Here is a 21,922-nt window from a genome sequence, read left to right on the forward strand (position 1 = left end):
CTAGTAACTCTTCGGCAGACCGAGGACGTGCTGGCTGATGTAGGCCAGGATCAGCTCCTGGGGGATCGGCGCGATCTTCATCAGCCGCGCTTCACGCCAGTACCGCGCGATGTGGTACTCCTCGGCGTAGCCGAACCCGCCGTGCGTCTGCATGGCCGTATCGGCGGCCTGGAACGCCGCGTCGGCGGCCAGGAACTTTGCCATGTTCGCCTCGGGACCGCTGGGCAGTCCACGGTCGAGCATCCAGCCGGCTCGCCGGGTGATCAGCTCGGCGGCCGCGAGCCGGGCATGGGCCTCGGCCAGCGGAAACGCCACGCCCTGGTTCTGGCCGATGGGTCGGCCGTACACCACACGCTGGTTGGCGTAGCCGACCGCGCGGCGTAGCGCCGCCTGGCCGGTCCCGATGGCCTCCGAGGCGATCAGCACCCGCTCGGCGTTGAGCCCGTCCAGAAGATAGTAGAAGCCCTTATCCTGCTCACCGACCCGGTCCGCCGCCGGTACCACCACGTCGTTGTAGACCGTCTCGCACGAGGACACCGCGTTGCGGCCGGCCTTAGCGATCGGGGTGATGGTGACGGCGGGGTCGTGCAAGTCAACCATGAACAGCGTCAACCCGTCGGTGCGACGCTGACACTGCTCCACTGGTGTGGTCCGCGCCAGCAACAGCACCCGGTCGGCGTCCTGGGCTTTTGAGGTCCAGACCTTTTGGCCCCGAACGATATACGAGTCGCCGTCGCGCACGGCCCGGGTCTTGATCGCCAGCGTCTCGGTACCCGCGTCGGGTTCGGTCACACCGAACGCCACGTGCAACTCACCGGAGGCGACCCGGGGCAGGTACCGCTGCTTGATGTCCTCCGAACCGTGCAGGATGAGCGGATGCATCCCGAAGATCGACAGGTGGATGGCGCTGCATCCATTCATCGCCGCGCCAGACGCGGCGACCTCCTGCAGGATGACCGAGGCCTCCAGCAGGCCGCGGCCGCTGCCGCCGTAGGCTTCGGGAATCGCGATGCCGATCCAGCCGCCCTCGGCCAGTGCCCGGTAGAAATCCCACGGAAACTCGTGGCGCCGATCGCGCTCGGACCAGTACTCGTCATCGAACTTTGTGCAAACCGCGCGCACACCCTCGCGAATCAGGGTCAGGTCAGTGTCGTCCGAGAAATCCACCCGTACACGCCTTTCCAGTCACGAGCCTACCGGCGGTTGCTGGACCGCTTTGAGCTCGTAAAATTCGGCCAGCCCGTGGTGGCCGAGCTCCCGGCCGTTGCCGGACTGCTTGTAGCCACCGAACGGCGCGAGAATGTTGAAGAAGGAGCCGTTGATGTCGACCGCGCCGGTGCGCAACCGCTTTGCGACACGCAGTGCACGGTCGCGGTCGGCCGACCAGACGGCGCCCGCTAGTCCGTACTGGCTGTCGTTGGCGATGTCGACCGCTTCGTCCTCGGTATCGTAGGGCAGGATCGACAGCACCGGTCCGAAGATCTCCTCGCGGGCGATCCGCATGTCTCGGCGGACGTTGGAGAACGCGGTGGGTGTGACGAAGTAGCCGGGCGGCACATCGGTCGGCTGGGTGCCCCCGTAAATGAGCGACGCGCCCTCGCTGATGCCGAGGTTGACATAGTCGCAGACTTTTTGGCGCTGCACGGCCGTCGCGAGGGGTCCCATGGTGGTGGCCGGATCCAGCGGATCACCCAGGGTGTAGGTGGCTAGGCGGGCGCGCACGAGGTCCTCCACCTCGGCAAGGCGCCGCCGCGGAACCACCATCCGCGTCCAGGCGCTGCACACCTGGCCGCTGTTGGTGAAGCAGTTGGCCACCCCGACCTTGACCGCCCGTGCCAGGTCGGCGTCATCGAGGATGACGTTGGCCGACTTGCCTCCCAGCTCGAGGGCCACCCGTTTGACCGTGCGCGCCGCAACCTCGCCGATCCGGCGCCCGGCCGCTGTCGAACCGGTGAAGGTGATCATGTCGACGTCTGGGTGGGCGACCAAGGCTTCCCCGACGACTGCTCCGGTACCGGATACCAGGTTGAATACCCCCGGTGGAAGGCCGATCTCGTCGATCATGTCGGCGACGATGAATGCGCTGAGCGGTGCCACCTCGGAGGGTTTGAGCACCACGGTGCAGCCGGTCGCCAGCGCGCCGCCGACTTTGCCGATCACCTGCTGCAGGGGAAAATTCCATGCCGTGATCGCGGCGACGACACCGATGGGTTCGCGCAGCACCAGCGAGTCACCGATCTGCTCCTCCAACGGAAACTCCGCCATCAGATCGCGGTAGCTGTCGAGGACACGGCGCGGCTGACCCACCTGCACCGCCGTCGATACCCGCAGCGGGGTACCCACCTCGGTGGTAATGAGCCGGGTCAGTTCGTCGGCGCGCTCATCGAGCTTTTTGGACAGTTGCGCCAGAAAGTCGAGCCGAACGTCTACCGACGTCTGGGACCACGCCGGGAAGGCCGCGCGCGCGGCGGCCACGGCCGCCTCGACGTCATCGACCGTGCAATCGGGGATCGTGCCGATGATCTCAGCGGTGATGGCTGAGTCGACCTCGATGACCTCGTCGGCAGAGGCTTTCCAGCCACCGTCGATATAAATGTGTCGGCGATCGTAGGTGCTCATGATTTCAGTCCCGGGGTCTTGGCATGCAGTTTGCGCATTTTGGAGATCCATTCGTCATAGTCGGCGGCCTTGCCACGAAAGTACTTCTCCACCAACGGATGAGTGAGGATCAGAAACTGCTCCTTCTTCATGCCGTCGACGATGCGGTTGGCCGCTTCCTCAGGTTCGATCGCGCCAGCGACCGCGAACCATTCGCCCTGAGCGCCGCGCAGCATCGCGGTACGAACCCCCTCGGCGACGATGCACGATACCCGAATCCCGTTGCCGCCGTAGTGAATCGACAACCATTCGGTCAGCCCCAGCACGGCGTGCTTGCTGGTGGCGTAGGGGGCGTTGCCGAGGGCCGTCAAAAGGCCTGCCGCGGAGGCGTTCTGGACCAGATACCCCGATCCCCGTTCGAGCATGTGCGGCAGCACCGCCCGCGCCGCGTAGACCTGCGGCATGACATTGACATCCCACATTCGTTGCCAGGCTTGGTTTGAGGCCCACGGGCTTCCCCGCTCGTGTAATGGTGTCACCCCGTCGTGCGGCTCGCCCCACAGCACGCCGGCGTTGGAGACGAAGACGTCGATGCGGCCGAACTCTGCCATGGTGGCTTCGACCAGACCGATAACTTGGGCTTCGTCAGCGACGTCGGTGACGACACCCAGGCCGCCGATCTCGTCGGCGACCTCCGTCGTGCGCGGCGCGTCGATGTCGGCCACGACTACCGCCGCTCCAAGTGCGGCGAATCGCCTGCACATGGCCTCCCCCATGCCAGCGGCTCCGCCGGTGACGACGATGACTTTGTCTGCGGGTTCCACCGGCCTAGGCCAGCTTCGTCAGCTTCGCCGCGTTGTCCCACATGACTTTGCGTTCGCCGACGGGATCATTGAGCTCGGCGGCGACCTTCTCATATTGCCGCGGTTCGGCAAGGCCCTCCGGGTGCGGATAATCGGATCCGAACAGCACATGGTCAACGCCCAGATGCTTCACTACTTCGACGAGGTTGTCCTCCCAGAAGGGAGAGACCCAGACGTGTTCGCGGAACTGCTCAACGGGATCTGAGGCAAAGTAACCGGGCCGTTGGAATCCTGCGCGGTTTAGCCCGGACAGCAACAGTGGAAGGAATTCCGCTCCGTTTTCGACTGAGGCGATCTTCAGGTCAGGGAACCGCTCGAAGAGCTTGTCGCACGTCAACGCGGCCAGATAGTTGGCGATCGCGCGCTCGTGTCCGACCGCGATCTCGAGCGGTGAGACGATGTCGCCGATGATGTTGCCGCGGTGCTCGACATACTTGTCCAGGCCGGCTCCGCCGACCTCACCGATGTGGACCACCACGACTGCCCCGGCCTCATGAACACGCGCCCAGATCGGGTCGAAGATTTTATCGCCGGGCGAGCGCCAGCCGCCGTCGGTGTAGGTCGCCTGGGGGCGTACCACGAAGATGCGGGCACCGTTGTCCAAGCCGTGCTCGACCTCTGCGACGGCTGTGGGAATATCCCCGAAAGCCAGGTAAGGCGAGCTGAAGATCCGGTCCTTGTAATTGTATCCCCAGTCATCCAGCAGCCATCGGTTGAAGGCCTTGAACGCCTGTGCGGCGGCAGGGGGGTCGTACTGCAGCCCCTCTTCGTAGCCCATCGCCAGCGATGGCAGAAGCCACACTGCCTGCAAGCCCTGCTCGTCCATCTTGGCGAGTCGGTCGTCACGATTGCGGTAATGACTTGGAATCGGTTCGCGTTCTGAAAGAATGTCCAAAAGTGATCGCTTCTGCGGGTTACCGCGGAAGTATTCCATCATCGCCCCTGGCTTCACGATGGGGTCGAAGGTCGGGTTGGTGACGGTGCGGTCGATTTTGCCACCCACTATCTGACGGATGCGGCCGTCGATAACCGCGGTCTGTACCGTGCGCTCGCCCCACTCCTTGGGGCAGTGGCGGGTAAAGGCGTCCAGCGGCTCGTAGTAGTGCTGATCGACGTCGAGCACGGGGGGTTGATCGGTGCCGGTCACGTTGGCCTCCAAGTATTGACAGATCTGTTGTATATGTGTCTAGCGCGGCGAGACGGTGATGCAGCCGCATGATTCTAAATCTACCCAGAATTTGATAAATGCTCAAGGGTCGCTGCGAGCGCTGGCACGCACAATGCGTCGACGATCGCGCCGCCGCTGCCACCGACGATTGCCGGGTTCACCTCGATCTCTGCAAAGTTCTCGTCAGCCAACAGAACTGCCATCCGATTCAGCGTCTGCCTGATCCAGTTCTGGTCGACAGGTTCACTCCCCCGAAAACCGAAGAGCAATTCAGCTAGCCGCAGTCGACTTAGCGCCCTGTGCAGCGTGGCCGCGTCGCAGGGCAGCGGGACGTGCTCGACGTCGCGGTGCACCTCCACGGCCGCGCCGCCGACCCCCACGGTGCCGAACACGCCAAGGTCGCCCGCGTCGCGTACGGTCAGGATCAGCTCGACCCCGCCGCGGATCATCTTCTGCACCAGCCAGGTCGGTGCTGCGGACCCCCACTTGGCAGCCATCCGCTCGACGGCGTCGTCGACTTGGGCGCGGTCGGACAAGTTGACCGCGACGAGCCCGAACTCGGTTCGATGGGAGATGTCCTCATCGGCGGATTTCACGACCACCGGATAGCCGAGCGTTTCGGCCGCGGCTGGGGCCGCCGCGCTGTCGCATACCGTCATCGGCGCGACATCTAGGCCGTGGTCGGCCAGCAACCGCAATGCCCGGGCACCGCCGATCGTCGCGGCGTGCGTTGCCGCCAAGGCGCTAGCGGCGTGCGTTGTCTCGAAGACCCGTTCCGGACCGAGCAGCGCTCGAACCAGCCTGCCAAGGTCCGATGGGCTCTGGGCCACCAGCACACCGGCATCCCGCAGTTGTCTGATGTACGCGTCGACCGCGCGGCCTCCGTACCAGAGCACGACGCAGGGCTTGCCGGTGTCGCGGCGCACGGCGAGGATGTCGGCGACGCTCTGGGCGTTCCACCCCCTGGCACCCATCGGCAGCGGCACGCACACCACCTGGACGGACGGATCCTCGGCAACTGCGGCGAGATAGCCCCCGAAGTGGGCAGGCATCGAGCCGGGACCGACGTCGAGTGGATTCGGGATGGTGGCGAAGGTCGGCAACTGCGCCTGGAGTCGTTCGATGGTGGGCGCCGAGAGCGGTGGGAACTCCACCCCCGCGGCGGCCAGCTGCTCGGTTGCCAGCACCGCCATGCCGCCCGAGTAGGCGACCATCCCCCACCGTCGGGGGAACCCGTGCCGAGGTGCCGTCATGGCGCCCAGCACCCACAGGTCGTCGGGGTCGTCAACCACGATGACAGGCAGCGCCCGCAACAACGCGAGCTCGAGCGCGCCGCGTCCGATGATCTTGCCGGTGTGGCTGGCCGCCGCCTGCTCGCCGGCGGCGGTGCGGCCGCCGAGATAGGCGATCAGCCGCTTGCCGGCGCCGTCGAGCTGGCGGACCGCCGTCGCGAATCGACGGCCGTCGCGAATCGACTCCATGTACAGCGCAACGGTCTCGACCTCGGGCACTCCGGCGAAGTAGGAGATGAAGTCCGGGATGTCCATATCGCGCTGGTTGCCGGTGCTGACGATGTGCGAGACGCCCACGCCGGCGTCGCGGGCGCGTTCGACGATGGTGCTGCCGATCGCTCCGCTCTGGGCGATCACGGCGATCCTTCCTGCCGCGATGGGTTGACCTTCGGTGAGCACCGACGTCATGCTCATCGCCAGGCCGGTGCGGACGTTGACCAGTCCGGTGCTGTTGGGGCCCACCACGTTGATGCCGTTCCGCTTCGCGTAGTCCAGCAGCGTGCGCTCGAGTTCGTGTCCGGCCGCACCCATGTCGGCGAAGCCGCCGGTGAGGATCAGCGCCTGGCGGGCGCCGACGGCCGCGCATTCCTCCAAAACCCCAAGCACGGCTGCTGCGGGCACCGCGATGACGACCACGTCGGGCACCGATGCCATCTCCCGTAGCGATCGCAGCGCCGGCCTGCCATCGACCGAGGTGGCGCTCGGGTGGATCACCGTGACCTCGCCGGCGTAGCCGTAGACCCGCAGATGCTCTAACACGGCCCGGCCGCCGGCCTTGTACGCTTCGCCGGTACTGGTGGAAACCCCGACGATGGCGACCGTGGACGGTTCCAGGAAAAGCTTGGCGACCTCGGCGCGTAGCGACGCGATGTTGACTGCCTCAGTCACGCCAGGTCCGGAATGGAAGGGACACCAGGCTGCGGGTTTGGCCACCGTGAGCGGCGAGCTTCGCGTTCTCCGGCAACGAGAAACGCGGGATCTTCTTCAAGATTTCCTCGAACGCGATGGTCAGCTCGAGCCGCGCCAAATGGGACCCGAGGCAACGGTGGTTTCCGGCACCGAAGACCATCGACTTCGGCGCCTGTCGGTTGAACAGGATCTGGTCGGGATCGGTGTAGACGTCTTCATCGCGATGCGCTGAGGCCAGCGGCACCACGACGCGATCACCGGGTTGCAATTCGACACCCCTGATCACATTGGGCTTGGTCACTGTGCGGCTGGCATGCACAATCGGTTCGTAACGCAGCAGCTCCTCGACGGCCGCAGGGATCAGCGATGGATCCGCGGCCAGCTTGTCTTGCAGATCGGGCCGGCGCGCCAGGTGCAGGAAGCTGAACCCGATGGCGGTGGTTACGGTGTCTAGACCGGCGAGAACCAAAACGTAAGCGAAGTTCAGGATTTCGCGGTAGTCGAGCTTGCGCGCTCCGGGCATCTCGGCCGTTGTCAGGTAGGAGATGATGTCCTCGCCCGGATTGCTCAGACGCTCATCGAGCAAGGCGCGCAAGAAGTTGTTGAGCGCCTTGCCTGCGTCGAGCCGAGCCGCGGTCTGCGCGTCGACATCTCCGTGCTCGGCGCCGGTGGTTGTGGTGTGCAGGATCGCGCCCGCCCAGCTGCACAGCTGGTCGCGCTGCTCGACGCTGAAGTCGAGACCAACCAGGCGCAGGAACACCGCGCTCGGATATGGCTGGGCGAATTCGGTCATGAAGTCGAACTCCCGCTTGTCGACCATGGCGTCAACGAGTTCGACGGCGTAGGTGCGAACCGAATCCGCGATGTGCTCGATGGCGTTGGGTCGAAATAGCGGATCAACGATAGTGCGATAGCGGCGGTGTTCGGGCGGGTCGACCTCAAGCGGGATCAGCGCCCGGGTATGACCCGGGGTTGGCGGGGTGTCGGCTGGCCACGATGAGAATGTCTGCGCGTCGTGTAAGACGGTGGACACGTCGTCGAACTTCGTCAAGATGTAAAAGCCGCCGTAGTTATCCGTATGTGCGACAGGGCATTTAGCCCGCAGCGCCGCATAGTCGGCGTGCGGGTCGAGCGCGAAATCGGGATCGTAGTGGTCGTAGTCGTGCCCCAGCGCCTCCAGCGCGGTGCAGCGGCCATTGCGCTTGCCGGTTTGCTGATCGCTCACGTGAGCTCACCTCGATCGTCGGAAGTGGTGGGGTCGGACTGTCGGGCAGCCGCCGGGGCCAAGACGGGGTCGACTGGTTCGCGGCACAGTTCGGCCAATGCGGCCGGCTCTTTATAATGCACGTCGACGCGCACGATCTTCCCGTCGCGCACCCGGTAGATGTCGACGCAATCGACCGGCATGCTGCGCCGGGTCGCGCGCGAGGTGAACGTCCCGTGTACCACGACTGCGACCCAGTCGCCGGTCCCGGCGATCTCGGGCGGGTCAAGCGTGACCCGGAAGTCGCGGTTCACCGCCTCCAGCATTCGGCGAAAACCCTCGGCACCGACGTAGTCACCACCGAACGGCAGGCTGGCGGCCTCGGAGAAGACGCTGGAGTCATCGAGCAACGCGACGCACGCGCTGATGTCGCCGGACCGCAGCGCGTCGATAAATCTCCGAACAACCGCGACCTTGTCCTTGTCCTCCGGCACCGGTACTCACCTCTCACATGACCGCCCATCCAGCAAAGATGAACGAGAATTGATGACCTATTTTTCTACATGAATTTCGAACATTAGTCAACGGTCAAGACGATTGTAAGGGATTCGGATCCTGCTATAGTCTGTTTGAAATTAGATACCGGCATGGACTGGAGAGGACCGCTGTGACGTTCGCGCCCACCGATGAGCAGCGCCAACTGCAGCAGCTGGTGCGCAAGTTTTGCGAGGCGAAATCTCCGATCGCCGAGGTGCGGCGGCTGATGGACACCGATGAAGGCTTCGACGCCGCGGTGTGGAATCAGCTCGGCAGCGAGCTGGGCCTGCAGTCGTTGGCCATCCCGGAGCGCTATGGCGGCGCCGGCTACTCCTTGGTGGAACTATGCCTGGTCGCGGAGGAAATGGGCCGCGCTCTGCTGTGCGCGCCTTTCCTGTCCTCGATCGCGCTGGCCGCCAACGCGATCCTGATCGGCGGTACTGAGGAGCAGCGCGAATCTCTGATTCCCGGCATCGCCTCCGGTGAGGTCCGGGCCGCGCTCGCCTTCGCCGAGCGGACCGACGCCTGGGCACCGTATGAGGTGGCCACCACGGCTACCGCTGACGGTGCGGACTACCGCCTGCGCGGGACCAAGACGCTGGTTGTCGATGGTCACACCGCGGAGCTGATTGTCGTGTCGGCACGGTTGGCCGGCTCCGCGGCGGTCTCGTTGTTCATTGTGGACACCTCCGACGCGCAGGGTTTGCAGCGCACGGCCCTGCCCACGCTGGATCAGACTCGGAAGCTCGCCGAATTGCACTTCAATGACACGCCTGCGCGGCTGCTAGGTGGCCCAGACGATGACGGCGTGGCGACGTTGCAGCGCACCCTGCAGCGTGCGGCGGTGTACCTAGCCGCCGAGCAGGTCGGCGGAGCGGCGCACTGCCTGGACGCCTCGGTCGAGTACGCTCAGGTCCGCACCCAATTTGGGCGGCCCATCGGCAGTTTTCAGGCTATCAAGCATCGGTGCGCTGACATGCTGCTCGACGTCGAGTCGGCGCGCTCCGCCGCCTATTACGCGATGACCTCGGTCGTAGACGACAACGATGCGGCGCTGGCGTCGTCGCTGGCCTATGCGCACTGCTCGCAGGTTTTTTCGCGGGCGGCCAGCGCCATGATCCAGATCCATGGCGGTGTCGGCTTCACCTGGGAACACGACGCGCACCTGTATCTCAAGCGGGCCAAGGCCTCCGAGGCATTGCTAGGTGGCGTCGGTTACCACCAGGATGTGGTGGCCGAAGCAATGAACCTCTGCGAACCTGCGAACTGAACTGCTCAGTCAGACCAAGTATCCGCCGTCGACGCGCAGGGACTGTCTGGTGGCGTACGCCGTCCGGACCCGGCCGAAGAGGTCACCACGTCGGCGAGTTCCTCGGGCGAACCGAGCCACCGCATCGGAGTCGCCCACCGCGCCGTCTCAAGGGCCTATTCGTGGTAGTCGCGCTATGGATCAGCTCTGCCAGAGTGTTCGGGGGCATTCAGGTTGAGCACCTGGGGGTAGGGATCCGACACTGAGGGTGATCAGTTCGTCGGCCGGGCGCAGCCCACCTTCACCTGCTCACCGTCTGATTGACAAAGAACCACTTATGGGCGATGCGAGCGGAACCCATCCAGTGCACCGTTTTCCGGGCGATGTTCCGGTGCACGAGTCCGCCGGCGTCGCCTGCCGGGTCAGACTCCCAGCGCCGCAAGCAGCCTCGCCGGGGCGTCCTCAGCGGACCAGTCGATCGTGGCCACCGGTTCGGGATGGGACAGGACGGTTACCTCGCCCCCGCCAACGATGAAATCGCCGTTAGTGATGGCTGCCGCGGCGTCGGTACACAGAAATACGACCAGCGACGCGACGCGGTCGGTGTGGAAGTCCTCGGGTCGGGTAAATAGGCCCTGGTCCGTTGCTCCTGGAAGGGTTTCGGTGAGAGCCGCGCCCATCCGTCGACCGCTCTCGATGGAGATCGGGTACATGCGGGTGTTGGACGAGCGCGGCCGGATTTGGTTGACGGTCACGTGGTACGGTGCCAGCTCGAGGGCAAGGGTCCGGGTCAGCCCCGTGATTCCCTCTTTGGCCGAGCCGTAGTTCGCGAACAGCGGCATGCCTAGCCCCGCCTCAGAGGACGTGTTGACAAGCCGCCCATAAGACTGCTTGACGAAGATTTTCGCGGCCGCCTGCGCCACGCTGAAGTGGCCGCGCAGGTGCGTCGTAATCAGGACATCCCAGTCCTCCTCGGTCAGATCGAGGAAGGGCTTCGGCCGCAGGATCCCCGCGTTGTTCACCAAGATGTCGAGGCGTCCGTAGGTGTCCAGCGCCTGGCCCACGAGCTCAGCACCGGTTGACAGCTGCGAGACGTCGCCGTAATTCGCGACAGCCTCGCCGCCCGCCTCACAGATGGCGGCGACGACGTCGTCGGCAGGCCTTTCATCAGCGCCCGTGCCGTCCGGCTCAGTGCCGAGGTCGTTCACCACCACTCTGGCGCCGGCCGCCGCCAGCGCCAGCGACTCAGATCGTCCGATGCCACGGCCGCCGCCCGTCACGATCGCAACCTTGCCGTCGAGCTGCACAGCCACAACCCCTCCCGACTACGGCGCGGTCCCACCGGGCAATGAACAATAGAGTTGCAACGATAAGAGTGCACTGATTTGGTGTCAACCAGCCGACAACGAACCCACCCGCATCGCCACAAACCAGTGGCCACAACCATCATCACCGACCGAACAGAACCTTTGTCAGGTGCAACTCCGTGTCCAGCCCGGTATCGCTCGTGACATGGGGCCTGTCGGGACGCAGCCGGGCGGTCGCAACCGCAGTGATGAGCAACAGAGCCGAGTGGATTCCTCAGTCTGACCTGTGGAGGGTCAGAGCCGCTCGATGATGGTCGCGTTGCCATCCCGCCACCCTCGCACATGGTCTGCCGGCCGTAGCGGCCGCTGGTAGCCTCCAGCGCGCCCAATATGGTGGTCATCAACCGCCCTCCCGAGGCGCCCAGGGGATGGCCGAGGGCGATTGTGCCGCCGCGCGGGTTGAGCAGATCCGGATCGACGTCAAGCTCGGCCTGCCAGGCCAGCGGCACCGACGCGAACGCCTCGTTCACCTCGAAATGATCGATCTCCGAGGCCCGTAGTCCCGCCCTCTGCAGCACCTTCCGCGTCGCCGCGATCGGCGCACTCAACATCGTGATCGGGTCGTCACAGGCCAGCGAGAACGCATGGAACCGGCCCGCGGCCGCAAACCCCAGCTCCTTCGCCCGCCGCTCACTGGTCACCCGCGCCGCGCTCGCCCCGTCGGCGAGCTGCGAGGAATTCCCCGCGGTGATGTGCCACTGAATCTGCGGGAACCGACGGCTCATCGCCTCCTGCTCGAACGAAGGGGGCAGCATGCTCAGCCTCTCAACGGTGGTGCTCGGCTGGATCGTCTCATCGGCGCAGGCCACCCCATCCCCCACGGCGATCGGTACGATCTCGTTGGCGAACTCGCCGCTGCGGCCACCGCCGCCGCGCGAGCGTGCGACCGGGCCGCATACTCGTCCAGCTGTTCGCGGGTCAGCTTCCACTTCGCCGCCACCAGCTCCGCCGAAATCCCCTGCGACACGAGCCCCGGCGCGTAGCGGTCATGCGCCGGACCGAACGGGTCCACCCCCATCCGCGCCGAGCCCATTGGCACCCGGCTCATCGACTCGCCCACCCGCGACCACCACCTCGTACTCACCCGCGATCACCCCTGCGCGGCGAAATGGAGCGCCTGTTGGCTCGATCCGCAACGCAGGTCGATCGTCACCGCGGCACGTGCTCGGAGAGCTCGGCCGCCAGCCAGGCCCACCGGCCCGGCGTCGCGGCCTGATCGGCCGCTTGGCTAACGCATGCGATCAGCACATCATCGACCAGGGCCGGGTCCAGATCCTGGCGGCCCATCAGGCCTCGCAACACCTGCGCCAGCAGTTCCACTGCATGCATTGACGACAACGCGCCGCCCGGCTTTCCCTTTCGCATCGGGGAACGGACAGCATCGATGATCACCGCGGATTCGGTTCGCATCATGCCGGCTCGACCTCGCTATGAACGATCCGATTCGCCCGGTTCAGGTTTGCCTGTAACTGAGGGCGATGCGCGAGTCCCAACTCATTTCAGTGCCTACATCCATCCAATAACGAGAGAACTCTCGATCGATCAGGTCAGGTGCAGGGTGCTTGAAACCTGGCCTGGTGCCGTCCTGTGGCCGACTGCCGGGCTTGGCAAGCAACGCGTGGTCGCCAAAGGCCGCAACCGGATCAGCTCCCGGGTTCCGCACGCGGGTCCTCGTGGCGGGCAGTCATACCACGCCGCGCTGCCGCAGGGCGGCGACCTCGCCTGCGGACATCCCCAGCTCACCGAGGATCTCGTCGGTGTGCTGGCCGAGCCACGGTGCCTCGCGCTCGATGGCGAAGGGCTGACCTTCGACAGGGGCAGGCCAGCCGACGTTTACAAACGGGCCCGCCTGCGGATGCACCGACTCGTAGATGATTTCGCGGGCGCGCAGGTGCGGGTCGGTCACTGTCTGCAGGACCGAGTTAGACGGGCTGATCGGGATGTCGTGGTCGATCGCGACCTGCATCCACTCGGCCTGAGTCTTCGAGCGCATGATCGGCACCAGCTCGTCGGCGAGCGTCTTGCGGCCGCCGGTGTGAAAGTCGACTGGCGAGTCGAGGTACTTCGCCTCGGCGAGGTCGGGGCGGTCAACGACGCGGCAGAAGTTGTCCCAGAACTTGTGCTCGATCGCCGCGAGCATGACGAACTTATCGTCCTTGGTGAGGTAGTAGCCGTACTTCGGCCGCTCCCGCGCTTCGCTGCCAACGAATGGCGGCAAGTTGTCGCGGTTCTTGGTGTTGACGAGGTTCCACATGGCGACAGCGTCCTGCGCCTGGGCGGCGATGGTGGCATCAGTGCCTGACGCGTCAATGTAGGCGCCCTGGCCAGTGGTCGCACGGTACACTAGCGCCGCGATCGCGGTCAGGGCGCCGTAGGTGCCGCCCATCATCGGGCCGTCGACGAACCCCGGGAAATAGCGGTCACCGGCGGTGAGCACCTCTTGGACGATGCCGTCCGGCTGTATTTCGAGATGGGGCACGCCAGCGACCGCCGACATCATATAACCGTGCACCGGAATCTGGCCGTACGGTCCGCGCCGGCCGTAGCCGCTCACTTGGCAATAGACGATGTCCGGCTTCGCCTTTCGCAGGTCCTCGTAGCCGATACCCAATCGATCGCAGGCATCGCCGGCGAACCCGTCGATGACAACGTCGGTGTCTGCGAGCAGGCGGTAGAAGATCTCTCGACCCTCGTCGGTGCGCAGATTCAGCGTAAGGCTGCGCTTGTTACGGTTGAGCAGTAAATGAGTCGGGCTATTGTGCGGCGCCAGCAGGCCGCCGAGCTCGCGGATGTAATCACCGGCACCGGGTTGCTCGACTTTGGTCACCTCGGCGCCGAGGTCGCCCAGCAGTCGCCCAGCCTGGTCCCCACTCGGCAACACGGCGCATTCGAGAACACGGATTCCACTGAGCAGCCCGATCATCGAAACCTCGCTTCGCAAAAATTGCAGTCACCTACACCGGTCACCGCCGCCGATAATCGTATCCTATTTTAAGGATCCGACGAGACCGGCGATCGATGACGGGCTAGGACGGCGCTGACTCGCCGTTCTCGGCGCGGGCCGACGTGCCGTCGACGGGAAATCCGACCGATGCCATGGCCTCCCAGTGTCGGAGCATTCGTCGCTGAGCAAGTGCGGGGTCGGCGGCCCTGATCGCCTCGGCGATCGCGGCGTGTGCGTGATGGACGTCCTCCACCACAGGCCTCGCGGGGGAATGATCGACCAACGCCTTGGTGAGTTCGACTAATACCTGCACGAAGAGCTCGACGACCGGGTTGCCGCTGAGAGCCGCGACTGCGAGGTGGAAGTCAGCCGCTCGGGAAGCGATTTCTTCTGCGCTCGCACCTTCCGGGATGTCAGTCAGAGTGCCGATCTGATCCGCGGCCTCTTCCGAGGCATTCGTCGCGGCAAGCCGGGCTGAGGTGATCTCGAGAATTTGCCGGACGTCGAACAGGTCCCGGTCGGTCACGCCGCGGTAGCGAAGGTAAATTGACACCGCGTTGACAACGGCTGCCGGGTCGGGGGCCGTGACGAACAACCCACCACGGCGACCTTTTCGCATTTCAGCGACCTGGTGGTGTTCGAGGAGCCGGACGGCCTCCCGGAAAACGGCACGGCTGACCCCGTAGCGCGGGAGCAGGTCGTGCTCGCTCCCGAGCATCCGCCCCGTGGGCCAGCCGAGCTCAATAATCTCCTGCTCGATCTGCGTCGCGAGCAGTGCGCCGCGCTTCTTGCCGCCGGCGCCGTTGACGGCCTCGATCTGCTCCGTTGTGCTTGGGTCCGTCCTGGCTGCCATGGAGCGCTCATCCCTCCGTCCCGGTCCCGTGTCCGTACGGCTCAACGGCTTGTCCCTAGCGGTCTGTGCGGCTGTCCGCGCGCGTACTCCAGTCAGGCGGTGCCGTGCGTCTATCTCGGACGACTGATATCCACTCGGCGTTGAACTAGGCTACCGTGCGCCGTGTCGTAAATCAGTATCCGCCATTCGGGCCTGCGGGCAGGCGCCAACCGCGATAGGTCTTCAGCGGAGATTGCAGGGCTGCCGATGTACCCGTGCCAGGCGACCGCGTGCCGTCCGGCACCGCGGATAACACCACCGGCCAAGTGGGCCACGGCACGCGCTTCGCACCAGGGCTTCCGGCGGAGACCCCCGCCGCGTGTCCCGCCCGCGCCAAGAGTTCCTGTCCGACCGTGGCCCCAGGTCAAACCGGGCCCATCCGTAGGGCGCCGTCCAGCCGGACCGTCTCGCCGTTGAGCATCGGGTTCTCGACAATGTGTCGGGCCAGGGCCGCGTACTCGTGCGGCATCCCGAGCCTGCGCGGGTGTGGCACCTTCTGGGCCAACGCCTCCCGTGAGCGCCCGGGCAGCAGCGGGGTGTCGAACAGGCCCGGTGCGATCGAGCAGATCCGGACCTGCCTGCCCGCCAGGTCACGCGCGGCGACCAGCGTCATACCGACGATGCCGGCCTTCGAGGAGGCGTACGGCAACTGGCCGATTTGGCCCTCCCACGCCGCAACCGATGCGGTGAGCACGCACACGCCGCGCTCACCGTCGACTGGCTCGGCTGCGACCATACGAGCCGCGGCGAGCCGCAACACGTTGAAGGTACCGATGAGGTTGATCCGTACGATGCGTTCAAAGTGCTCCAACGAGCCCGGATTACCTTCCTTGTCGACGAGCCGCAGCGGTCCACCCCGGCCAGCGCAGTGCACGAGCACCCGCAGCGGGCCGTCCTGCTCGGCCATATCCATTGCCGCATCGACCTGGTCAGACTCGGTGACGTCGGCGTCGGCGAACCGGGCTCCGAGTCGCGTCGCGACCTCGGAGCCCGGCGAGGATGGCAGATCCAGGATCGTGACCGAAGCGCCGGCCGCTGCAAGCGTCTGGGCGGTGGCCATGCCTAGGCCGGATGCCCCACCGGTGACCAGCGCGCATGTACCTTTCAGCTGCATATGTCTCCTAGGACGGGTCGGCTGGCAGATCGTCGAGGAAGGCCTGCAAGGTGGCGGTGAAGACGTCGTTGTCGTCGCCTGCGAGCATGTGGCCGGCGTCGGCGACGCCGATTGGCCGGGCGTCAGGGATCGCGTCGACGAGTTCGCGCACGCCGGTGTCGTCGGTGAGGTCGGAACGCAGGCCCCGCACGACCAGCGTGGGCACGTGCACGGAGCGCGCCGCGGCCTTCATGCGCCGACGTAGGACGTCGATGTCGGGCATCCCGTCGGGGCCGCCCCAGGCAGGGTCCCAGTGCCAGTACCATCTCCCGTTCTGGCGCCGCCGGACGTTCTTGCGCAGCCCGTCGAGATCGACCGCCCGGCGGCGGTGGGGGGTGTAGGACCGCACGGCCGCGGCGACCTCCTCCAGCGAGCCGAAGCCGTCCCGCGCGCCCAGCATGAAGTCGCGCACCCGCTGCACACCCTCCGGCCTCAGGTTGGCCACGATGTCGACGAGGACAAGACCTCGCGCGAACGGGCCGTGCTCGCCGAGCGCGACGAGGCTTGTGACGCCGCCCATCGACGCCCCGACGAGCACCGGCCGCTGGTCCAGCAGCCCGTCCTCCCCGGTCAACCGCAGCCCCTGTGAGCGGGCCCGATCCACCAACTGACCGACCAGCTGCTGATCCAACTCATCCAGATCCACGACGCCGGTGTCCGGCGCTTCGACGCCCTTCTCGTCGGTGATCACATTAGTCACAGTGCTCTCCTTTTGTCTCAGGAGTTACACCGTTTAACTTATACACCCTCAGCACCACCGTGCCGCGCGGGTGGGTCGCCGGCTCCCAGAGGTCGGCGGCGAGCATGACGCCGGCCGCCGGCAGGTCGACGCGCCGAGAAATGACGTGGCTGGCCACGTCAGTCCGTGAGCGTGCGGGCGACGGCTTCGCGGCGAACCGTGGCTTGACGCTGTGCCTCATCGAGAACGCGGCTCAGCGACCGTCGCAACGCCTCATGGTCCTCGGTGGCCCTGAAGTCCATCTCGTCTCCTAACGCAACCTTGTCTTTACAATATGGTGTACTAGATTAGCGTTCGTCGTGCGGGATAGGCGGGAGTGCTCTAGGAGAAATTGTTGCGGCGGCTCGTGACCTTCACCCCCGAACAGGAACAGTTCCGCTCGCTTGTCCGCGGCTTCTACCACCGCGAGATTGTGCCCGAGTACCCGCAGTGGGAGCTCACCGGCGCACCGCCGCGACACTTCTGGAAGCGCGCCGGGGAGCTCGGGCTGCTGGGCGTGACCGCACCCGAGGAATACGGCGGGGGCGGCATGACGAGCTTCTTGTTCAATGCGATCATGACCGAGGAGGCACAGTTCGCTGGCCTGGCACTCGGTGGGCTGTGCGTGCACACCGATATCTGCATGCCCTACTTCCTCGGGCTGACAACGGAGGACCAACGGGCGAGGTGGGTGCCGCGTCTGGTGAGCGGCGAGGCCGTCGCGGCGCTTGCGATGTCTGAGCCGGGAGCGGGTTCAGACGTCAAGGCCTTCACGACGCGAGCCGTGCGCGACGGCGACTCCTACCTCGTCACAAGCACGAAGACGTTCATCTCCAACGGGTCGGCGGCCGACCTCATCGTCACCGCAGTCAAGACCGACCCGGACGCGGGACGCGATGGGCTAAGTCTGCTGGTGATCGAAGGCGACTCCCCCGGCCTGGCCCGGGGTACCAACATGGACAAAATCGGGCTCAAGGCGCAGGACTTGTGCGACCTTTACTTCGACAACGTGCGGGTACCCGTCGCAAACCGTCTTGGCGAGGAGGGCGACGGGTTCGGTCAGCTTACCGCCAATCTAGGGCAGGAAAGACTGTCGATCGCCGTCAACAGCCAGGCCGCCGCGGAGGCGGCTATCCGCACGACACTGGACTACGTGTCCAACCGGACCGCCTTCGGGACAGCGGTGTCCGGGTTCCAGAACACCAAGTTCGAGCTGGCGGCGTGCCGCGCCGAGACCGATGCCGGCCAGGCCCTTCTCGACAACGCGCTGCTCGCTCACGAGGCGGGCGCACTCACTCCGGCCGACGCCGCGGTGGTCAAGCTCTACTGCACCGAACTGCAGGGCCGGGTCGTCGACCGCTGTCTGCAGCTGCACGGCGGATATGGCTACATGCTCCAATATCCGATCGCGAAGGCGTACGTCGACGCCCGGGTCTCACGCATTTACGCTGGCTCGAACGAAGTCATGAAGGTGATTATCGCCAGGAACATGGGCCTGTGAATCTTCCAGTGTTTGGCGTCACCAATGACCATATTGTAGTGTCCTGTTTATGCGTGACGCCGTCGTTGTCGAAGCCGTCCGGTCCCCACTGGGCAAGCGTGGCGGCGCACTGGCTACAGTACACCCCGCCGACCTCGGCGCCCAGACGCTGACCCGCGGTGCGACGAGCCGTTGTCGACGATCCAGAACACCCGCTCGGCCGAGGCGTAGGGCTCCTGGGTCATGACCTGGGTGACAAGGCGGCCGAATAGTTCGATGCCGGTGGTGTCTTGGCAGCGGCCGAAGACTGTGCCGCGGTGCACGTCGTAGGCGGCCAGATAGGCCAGCGTGCCGCCGCGATCGTAGTCGTGGTTGACCCGCGTCGCCCGCGCCACACCGGGTGGCAGTGTGGGATGGCAGCGGCAACGGGCCTGGATGGACGTCTTCTCGTCGGCGGAGATCACATAATCGTTGGAACCCAGCGGCTTTCCCTCCCACTTTCGGTCGTAGAGGTCGAGTACTCGCTGCGCTTTGACGGCGAAGTCGGGATCGGTGATGAAGATTCACGACCGGTATTGCCAGGGCTTGAGCGCGTCCTCGGGCAGCCATCGGCCGACCGTGGGCGCTGAGATCGACTCGCAGATCCCGTTGGCGACGGCATGGCCTGCCAGTTTCGGACACGACCAGCGTGAGAGCGGCACCCCGGCATCAGCTGGTGGGATACACGCGGCCGCCTTGATCTGCGCGACCCGCACCGCGGTGAACACCGGCGGGCGCCCGCATCGTTTCGCGTCGCCCAGCGAGGCCACCCCCGGTGCCGCGAACCACCGGCGCCGCCATTTGCCCACGGTGTCCTCACACACCCGCAGCGACACAGCAATCATCTCGTCGGGGGTTCTGTCGGCCGCGGCGAGGACGGTCTTGGCCCGCCGTGACCAGGCGTTGCTCGGTGCGTCCGGTCCGCACCAGGCGGCGCAGTTGGCGGCGCTGCGACCCGGTCAACGTGATCCGGTCGGCGGGCGGCATGGCAGGTGACTCCACGAGGCGACGATGACAAATCAATAACACTGGTCATTTCAGCCTCACCCATCACACCTGGTTCGTTGCCCAGCGACACGCGGTCGGGCACGATCACTGACCATGGCCGCACCCCCGCATCGACGAAAACCTCCCTGCAACAACGCCTGTCCGCCCATGCACAGCAACGATGGCCCCAGCTCGACAATGTCGACGTGCGTTTCCGCGGTGCTTTCGCCTACGTCGCCGCCCGCCTCTGCGACGGTGATCGCATACCACTGATGCGGCTGCGTTACGGCGGATCCGCCGCCCGCTGGGGCTTCGCGATCTATCTGGCCAGCAAGAACGGCTACCAAGACTCGGTACTGCCCACCGGCCACACAGCAGGCCCACCCGAAGACGCTCTCGACACCGCCTGTGGCCTCTACCTGGGTGACCCGACCGCGTGGTTACGAACCCCAACGAATTTACGAGCGGAACCACTAAGCCGAAGTTCCCCCCTTCTGAGAGGGGGCTGATTTCCTTTCTGCTTTGTGAGCAGGTGTTTCAGTGTTCATGTGCCGGCAAGGCGTAATCATGTATTCGCAAGACTTGTTCGGCGTGTCATTTTCTAAATTCGCTACTCTCGTACTGCTGTTGTGCTAGAAAGTAATCATGTACGTGACGCGGGTGCCCAACCGTGGATCACCGCCGGCGGTGCTGTTGCGCGAAAGTTACCGCGAGAACGGCAAGGTGAAAACCCGCACGCTGGCCAACCTGTCGCGCTGGCCCGAGCACAAGGTGGACAAACTGCAGCGCGCGCTCAAGGGCCTGCCGGGGACGGGCGATCTGGCCGGGGCGTTTGACATCACCCGCAGCCTGCCGCACGGGCATGTGGCCGCGGTGTTGGGCACCGCCGCCAAGCTGGGCATGGCCGAGCTGATCGACCCCGCCCCGTCGCGTAACCGGGACTTGGTGTGCGCCATGCTGGCCGCGTCGGTGATCGAGCCGGGCTCCAAGCTGGCGATGGCGCGCGGGCTGCGCATCGAGACCGCCACCAGCACCCTGGGTGCGGTGCTGGGCGTGGCGGGTGCCGATGAGGATGACCTGTATGACGCGATGGACTGGGTGGTCGAGCGCCAGGATGCCATCGAAAACTCGTTGGCCGCACGGCATCTGGCCAACGGAACCCTGGTGCTCTATGACGTGTCCTCGGCGGCGTTCGAGGGCCACACCTGCCCGTTAGGGAAAATCGGGCATGCCCGCGACGGGGTCAAAGGCCGGTTGCAGATCGTCTACGGGCTGCTGTGCTCACCAGCCGGGGTGCCGATCGCCATTGAGGTGTTCGACGGCAACACCGCCGACCCGAAAACCCTGGGCGCCCAGATCACCAAGCTCAAGACCCGGTTCGGGCTGACCACCATCGCCCTGGTGGGGGATCGGGGCATGCTCACCAGCGCGCGCATCCGCGACGAGCTGCACCCGGCGCAGTTGGATTGGATCAGCGCGCTGCGCGCCCCGCAGATCAAGGCATTGGTCGACGACGGGGCGCTGCAGCTGTCGCTGTTCGACGAGCAGAACCTGTTCGAGATCACCCACCCCGACTACCCCGGCGAGCGGCTGGTGTGCTGCCACAACCCCGCCCTGGCTGATGAGCGTGCCCGCAAACGCGGCGAGCTGCTGGCGGCCACCGAACACGAACTACAGACCATCGCCGAGGCCACCCGCCGCGCCAAACGACCACTACGCGGGCGGGACAAGATCGCGCTGCGGGTGGGCAAGGTGCGCAACAAGTTCAAGATGGCCAAGCATTTTGACCTGCAAATCACCGACGAAGCGTTCAGTTTCTCCCGCAACCAGGACGCCATCGCCGCCGAGGCCGCCCTCGACGGCATCTACGTGCTCCGCACCAGCCTGCCCGACCAGACACTGCAGCGCGACGAGGTCGTGCTGCGCTACAAGGACCTCGCCGACGTCGAACGGTTCTTCCGCACCCTCAACACCGAACTGGACGTGCGACCCATCCGGCACCGCCTCGCCGATCGGGTGCGCGCGCACATGCTCCTACGGATGCTGTCCTACTACATCAGCTGGCACATGAAACAAGCCCTCGCACCAATCCTTTTCCAGGACAACGACAAACCCGCCGCCGCCGCCAAACGTGCCGACCCCGTCGCTCCCGCCCAACGCTCCGATCAAGCGCTGGCCAAGGCAGCGCGCAAACGCACCGAAAACGACTACCCGGTGCACAGCTTCACCAGCCTGCTCGCCGACCTGGCCACCATCTGCGCCAACCACATCCAGCCCACCGACGACCTGCCGGCATTCACCAAGATCACCAACCCCACCCCACTACAGCGGCGAGCCTTCGAACTACTCGGCGTCTCACACCGCCACGGACTCGCGTAGTCAGCACACCAACACAAAACCCCAGCTCAACCCACTAAACCGCTCCACACCAGGGGGAACTTCGGACTAAGCCTTAATCCACCGACGGAATTCTTGCCGTGAGTGTGTCGTAACAGCAGAAGTGCCCTTTGACCTGGGATTAT

General features: G+C 65.5%; 18 protein-coding genes and 1 pseudogene. 3 read left to right on the forward strand and 16 right to left on the reverse strand.

All coding sequences use genetic code 11. The features are described from left to right. The 7 genes from MHEC_RS13310 to MHEC_RS13340 form a co-directional block, all read right to left on the reverse strand. Nucleotides 1–1,167 carry an acyl-CoA dehydrogenase family protein gene (locus MHEC_RS13310; protein WP_048893215.1) on the reverse strand — a complete coding sequence of 389 codons (1,167 nt, stop codon included), beginning with the start codon at nucleotides 1,165–1,167 and terminating at the stop codon, nucleotides 1–3. Nucleotides 1,168–1,185: 18 nt separating this feature from the next. After that, entirely contained in the window at nucleotides 1,186–2,622 is a 1,437-nt protein-coding gene (locus MHEC_RS13315; RefSeq protein WP_372507327.1) for an aldehyde dehydrogenase family protein, read from the reverse strand. Then, nucleotides 2,616–3,422, reverse strand: coding sequence for an SDR family oxidoreductase (locus MHEC_RS13320; RefSeq protein ID WP_048893217.1), 807 nt, complete (start codon nucleotides 3,420–3,422; stop codon nucleotides 2,616–2,618). Before MHEC_RS13320 ends, MHEC_RS13315 begins: the two co-directional genes overlap by 7 nt. 4 nt (nucleotides 3,423–3,426) lie before the next feature. After that, entirely contained in the window at nucleotides 3,427–4,608 is a 1,182-nt protein-coding gene (locus tag MHEC_RS13325; protein ID WP_048893218.1) for an amidohydrolase family protein, read from the reverse strand. Between the two features lie 80 nt (nucleotides 4,609–4,688). Next, a complete protein-coding gene (locus MHEC_RS13330; RefSeq protein ID WP_082170002.1) occupies nucleotides 4,689–6,809 on the reverse strand; it encodes an acetate--CoA ligase family protein in 2,121 nt (706 codons plus the stop codon). Beyond that, on the reverse strand, nucleotides 6,802–8,055 hold the full coding sequence (locus tag MHEC_RS13335) for a cytochrome P450 (RefSeq protein WP_048893219.1): 1,254 nt from the start codon (nucleotides 8,053–8,055) through the stop codon (nucleotides 6,802–6,804). The genes MHEC_RS13330 and MHEC_RS13335 overlap by 8 nt, the downstream gene beginning before the upstream one ends. After that, nucleotides 8,052–8,528 (reverse strand): nuclear transport factor 2 family protein, encoded by a 477-nt coding sequence (locus MHEC_RS13340; protein WP_048893220.1) that lies wholly within the window; start codon nucleotides 8,526–8,528, stop codon nucleotides 8,052–8,054. Before MHEC_RS13340 ends, MHEC_RS13335 begins: the two co-directional genes overlap by 4 nt. 173 nt (nucleotides 8,529–8,701) lie before the next feature. Here MHEC_RS13340 and MHEC_RS13345 point away from each other — a divergent pair, with 173 nt between their 5' ends. After that, nucleotides 8,702–9,841 (forward strand): acyl-CoA dehydrogenase family protein, encoded by a 1,140-nt coding sequence (locus tag MHEC_RS13345; RefSeq protein WP_048893221.1) that lies wholly within the window; start codon nucleotides 8,702–8,704, stop codon nucleotides 9,839–9,841. A 401-nt stretch (nucleotides 9,842–10,242) separates the two neighbouring features. On the opposite strand, the gene MHEC_RS13350 is transcribed toward MHEC_RS13345, so the two are convergent. From MHEC_RS13350 to MHEC_RS24715, 7 genes and pseudogenes are all read right to left on the reverse strand, one after another. Beyond that, complete coding sequence (locus MHEC_RS13350; protein ID WP_053094046.1) at nucleotides 10,243–11,133, reverse strand: SDR family NAD(P)-dependent oxidoreductase; 891 nt, start codon at nucleotides 11,131–11,133, stop codon at nucleotides 10,243–10,245. A 288-nt stretch (nucleotides 11,134–11,421) separates the two neighbouring features. Continuing rightward, nucleotides 11,422–12,600, reverse strand: a pseudogene (locus MHEC_RS13355) (thiolase family protein). 271 nt (nucleotides 12,601–12,871) lie between these two features. Next, nucleotides 12,872–14,128 (reverse strand): CaiB/BaiF CoA transferase family protein, encoded by a 1,257-nt coding sequence (locus tag MHEC_RS13360; RefSeq protein WP_235434973.1) that lies wholly within the window; start codon nucleotides 14,126–14,128, stop codon nucleotides 12,872–12,874. Nucleotides 14,129–14,213: 85 nt separating this feature from the next. Then, nucleotides 14,214–14,984: a FadR/GntR family transcriptional regulator gene (locus MHEC_RS13365; protein WP_048893222.1), complete on the reverse strand. Its 771-nt coding sequence runs from the start codon at nucleotides 14,982–14,984 to the stop codon at nucleotides 14,214–14,216. A 403-nt stretch (nucleotides 14,985–15,387) separates the two neighbouring features. Continuing rightward, complete coding sequence (locus tag MHEC_RS13370) at nucleotides 15,388–16,137, reverse strand: SDR family NAD(P)-dependent oxidoreductase (RefSeq protein ID WP_048893223.1); 750 nt, start codon at nucleotides 16,135–16,137, stop codon at nucleotides 15,388–15,390. 7 nt (nucleotides 16,138–16,144) lie between these two features. After that, a complete protein-coding gene (locus MHEC_RS13375; protein WP_160315073.1) occupies nucleotides 16,145–16,876 on the reverse strand; it encodes an alpha/beta fold hydrolase in 732 nt (243 codons plus the stop codon). A gap of 158 nt (nucleotides 16,877–17,034) precedes the next feature. Continuing rightward, nucleotides 17,035–17,157 (reverse strand): hypothetical protein, encoded by a 123-nt coding sequence (locus tag MHEC_RS24715; RefSeq protein WP_264016408.1) that lies wholly within the window; start codon nucleotides 17,155–17,157, stop codon nucleotides 17,035–17,037. 92 nt (nucleotides 17,158–17,249) lie between these two features. On the opposite strand from MHEC_RS24715, the gene MHEC_RS13380 reads away from it, so the two are divergent. Then, complete coding sequence (locus MHEC_RS13380; RefSeq protein ID WP_048893228.1) at nucleotides 17,250–18,395, forward strand: acyl-CoA dehydrogenase family protein; 1,146 nt, start codon at nucleotides 17,250–17,252, stop codon at nucleotides 18,393–18,395. 113 nt (nucleotides 18,396–18,508) lie between these two features. On the opposite strand, the gene MHEC_RS13385 is transcribed toward MHEC_RS13380, so the two are convergent. Both MHEC_RS13385 and MHEC_RS13390 read right to left on the reverse strand, forming a co-directional pair. Further along, nucleotides 18,509–18,838, reverse strand: coding sequence for a hypothetical protein (locus MHEC_RS13385; RefSeq protein ID WP_201399534.1), 330 nt, complete (start codon nucleotides 18,836–18,838; stop codon nucleotides 18,509–18,511). Between the two features lie 99 nt (nucleotides 18,839–18,937). Continuing rightward, a complete protein-coding gene (locus MHEC_RS13390) occupies nucleotides 18,938–19,258 on the reverse strand; it encodes a helix-turn-helix domain-containing protein (protein ID WP_048893927.1) in 321 nt (106 codons plus the stop codon). 787 nt (nucleotides 19,259–20,045) lie between these two features. Here MHEC_RS13390 and MHEC_RS13395 point away from each other — a divergent pair. After that, entirely contained in the window at nucleotides 20,046–21,779 is a 1,734-nt protein-coding gene (locus MHEC_RS13395; RefSeq protein WP_071700660.1) for an IS1634 family transposase, read from the forward strand. Nucleotides 21,780–21,922: the final 143 nt, after the last annotated feature.

Source organism: Mycobacterium heckeshornense, assembly GCF_016592155.1.
In the GTDB taxonomy this organism is placed as follows: Bacteria; Actinomycetota; Actinomycetes; order Mycobacteriales; family Mycobacteriaceae; genus Mycobacterium; species Mycobacterium heckeshornense.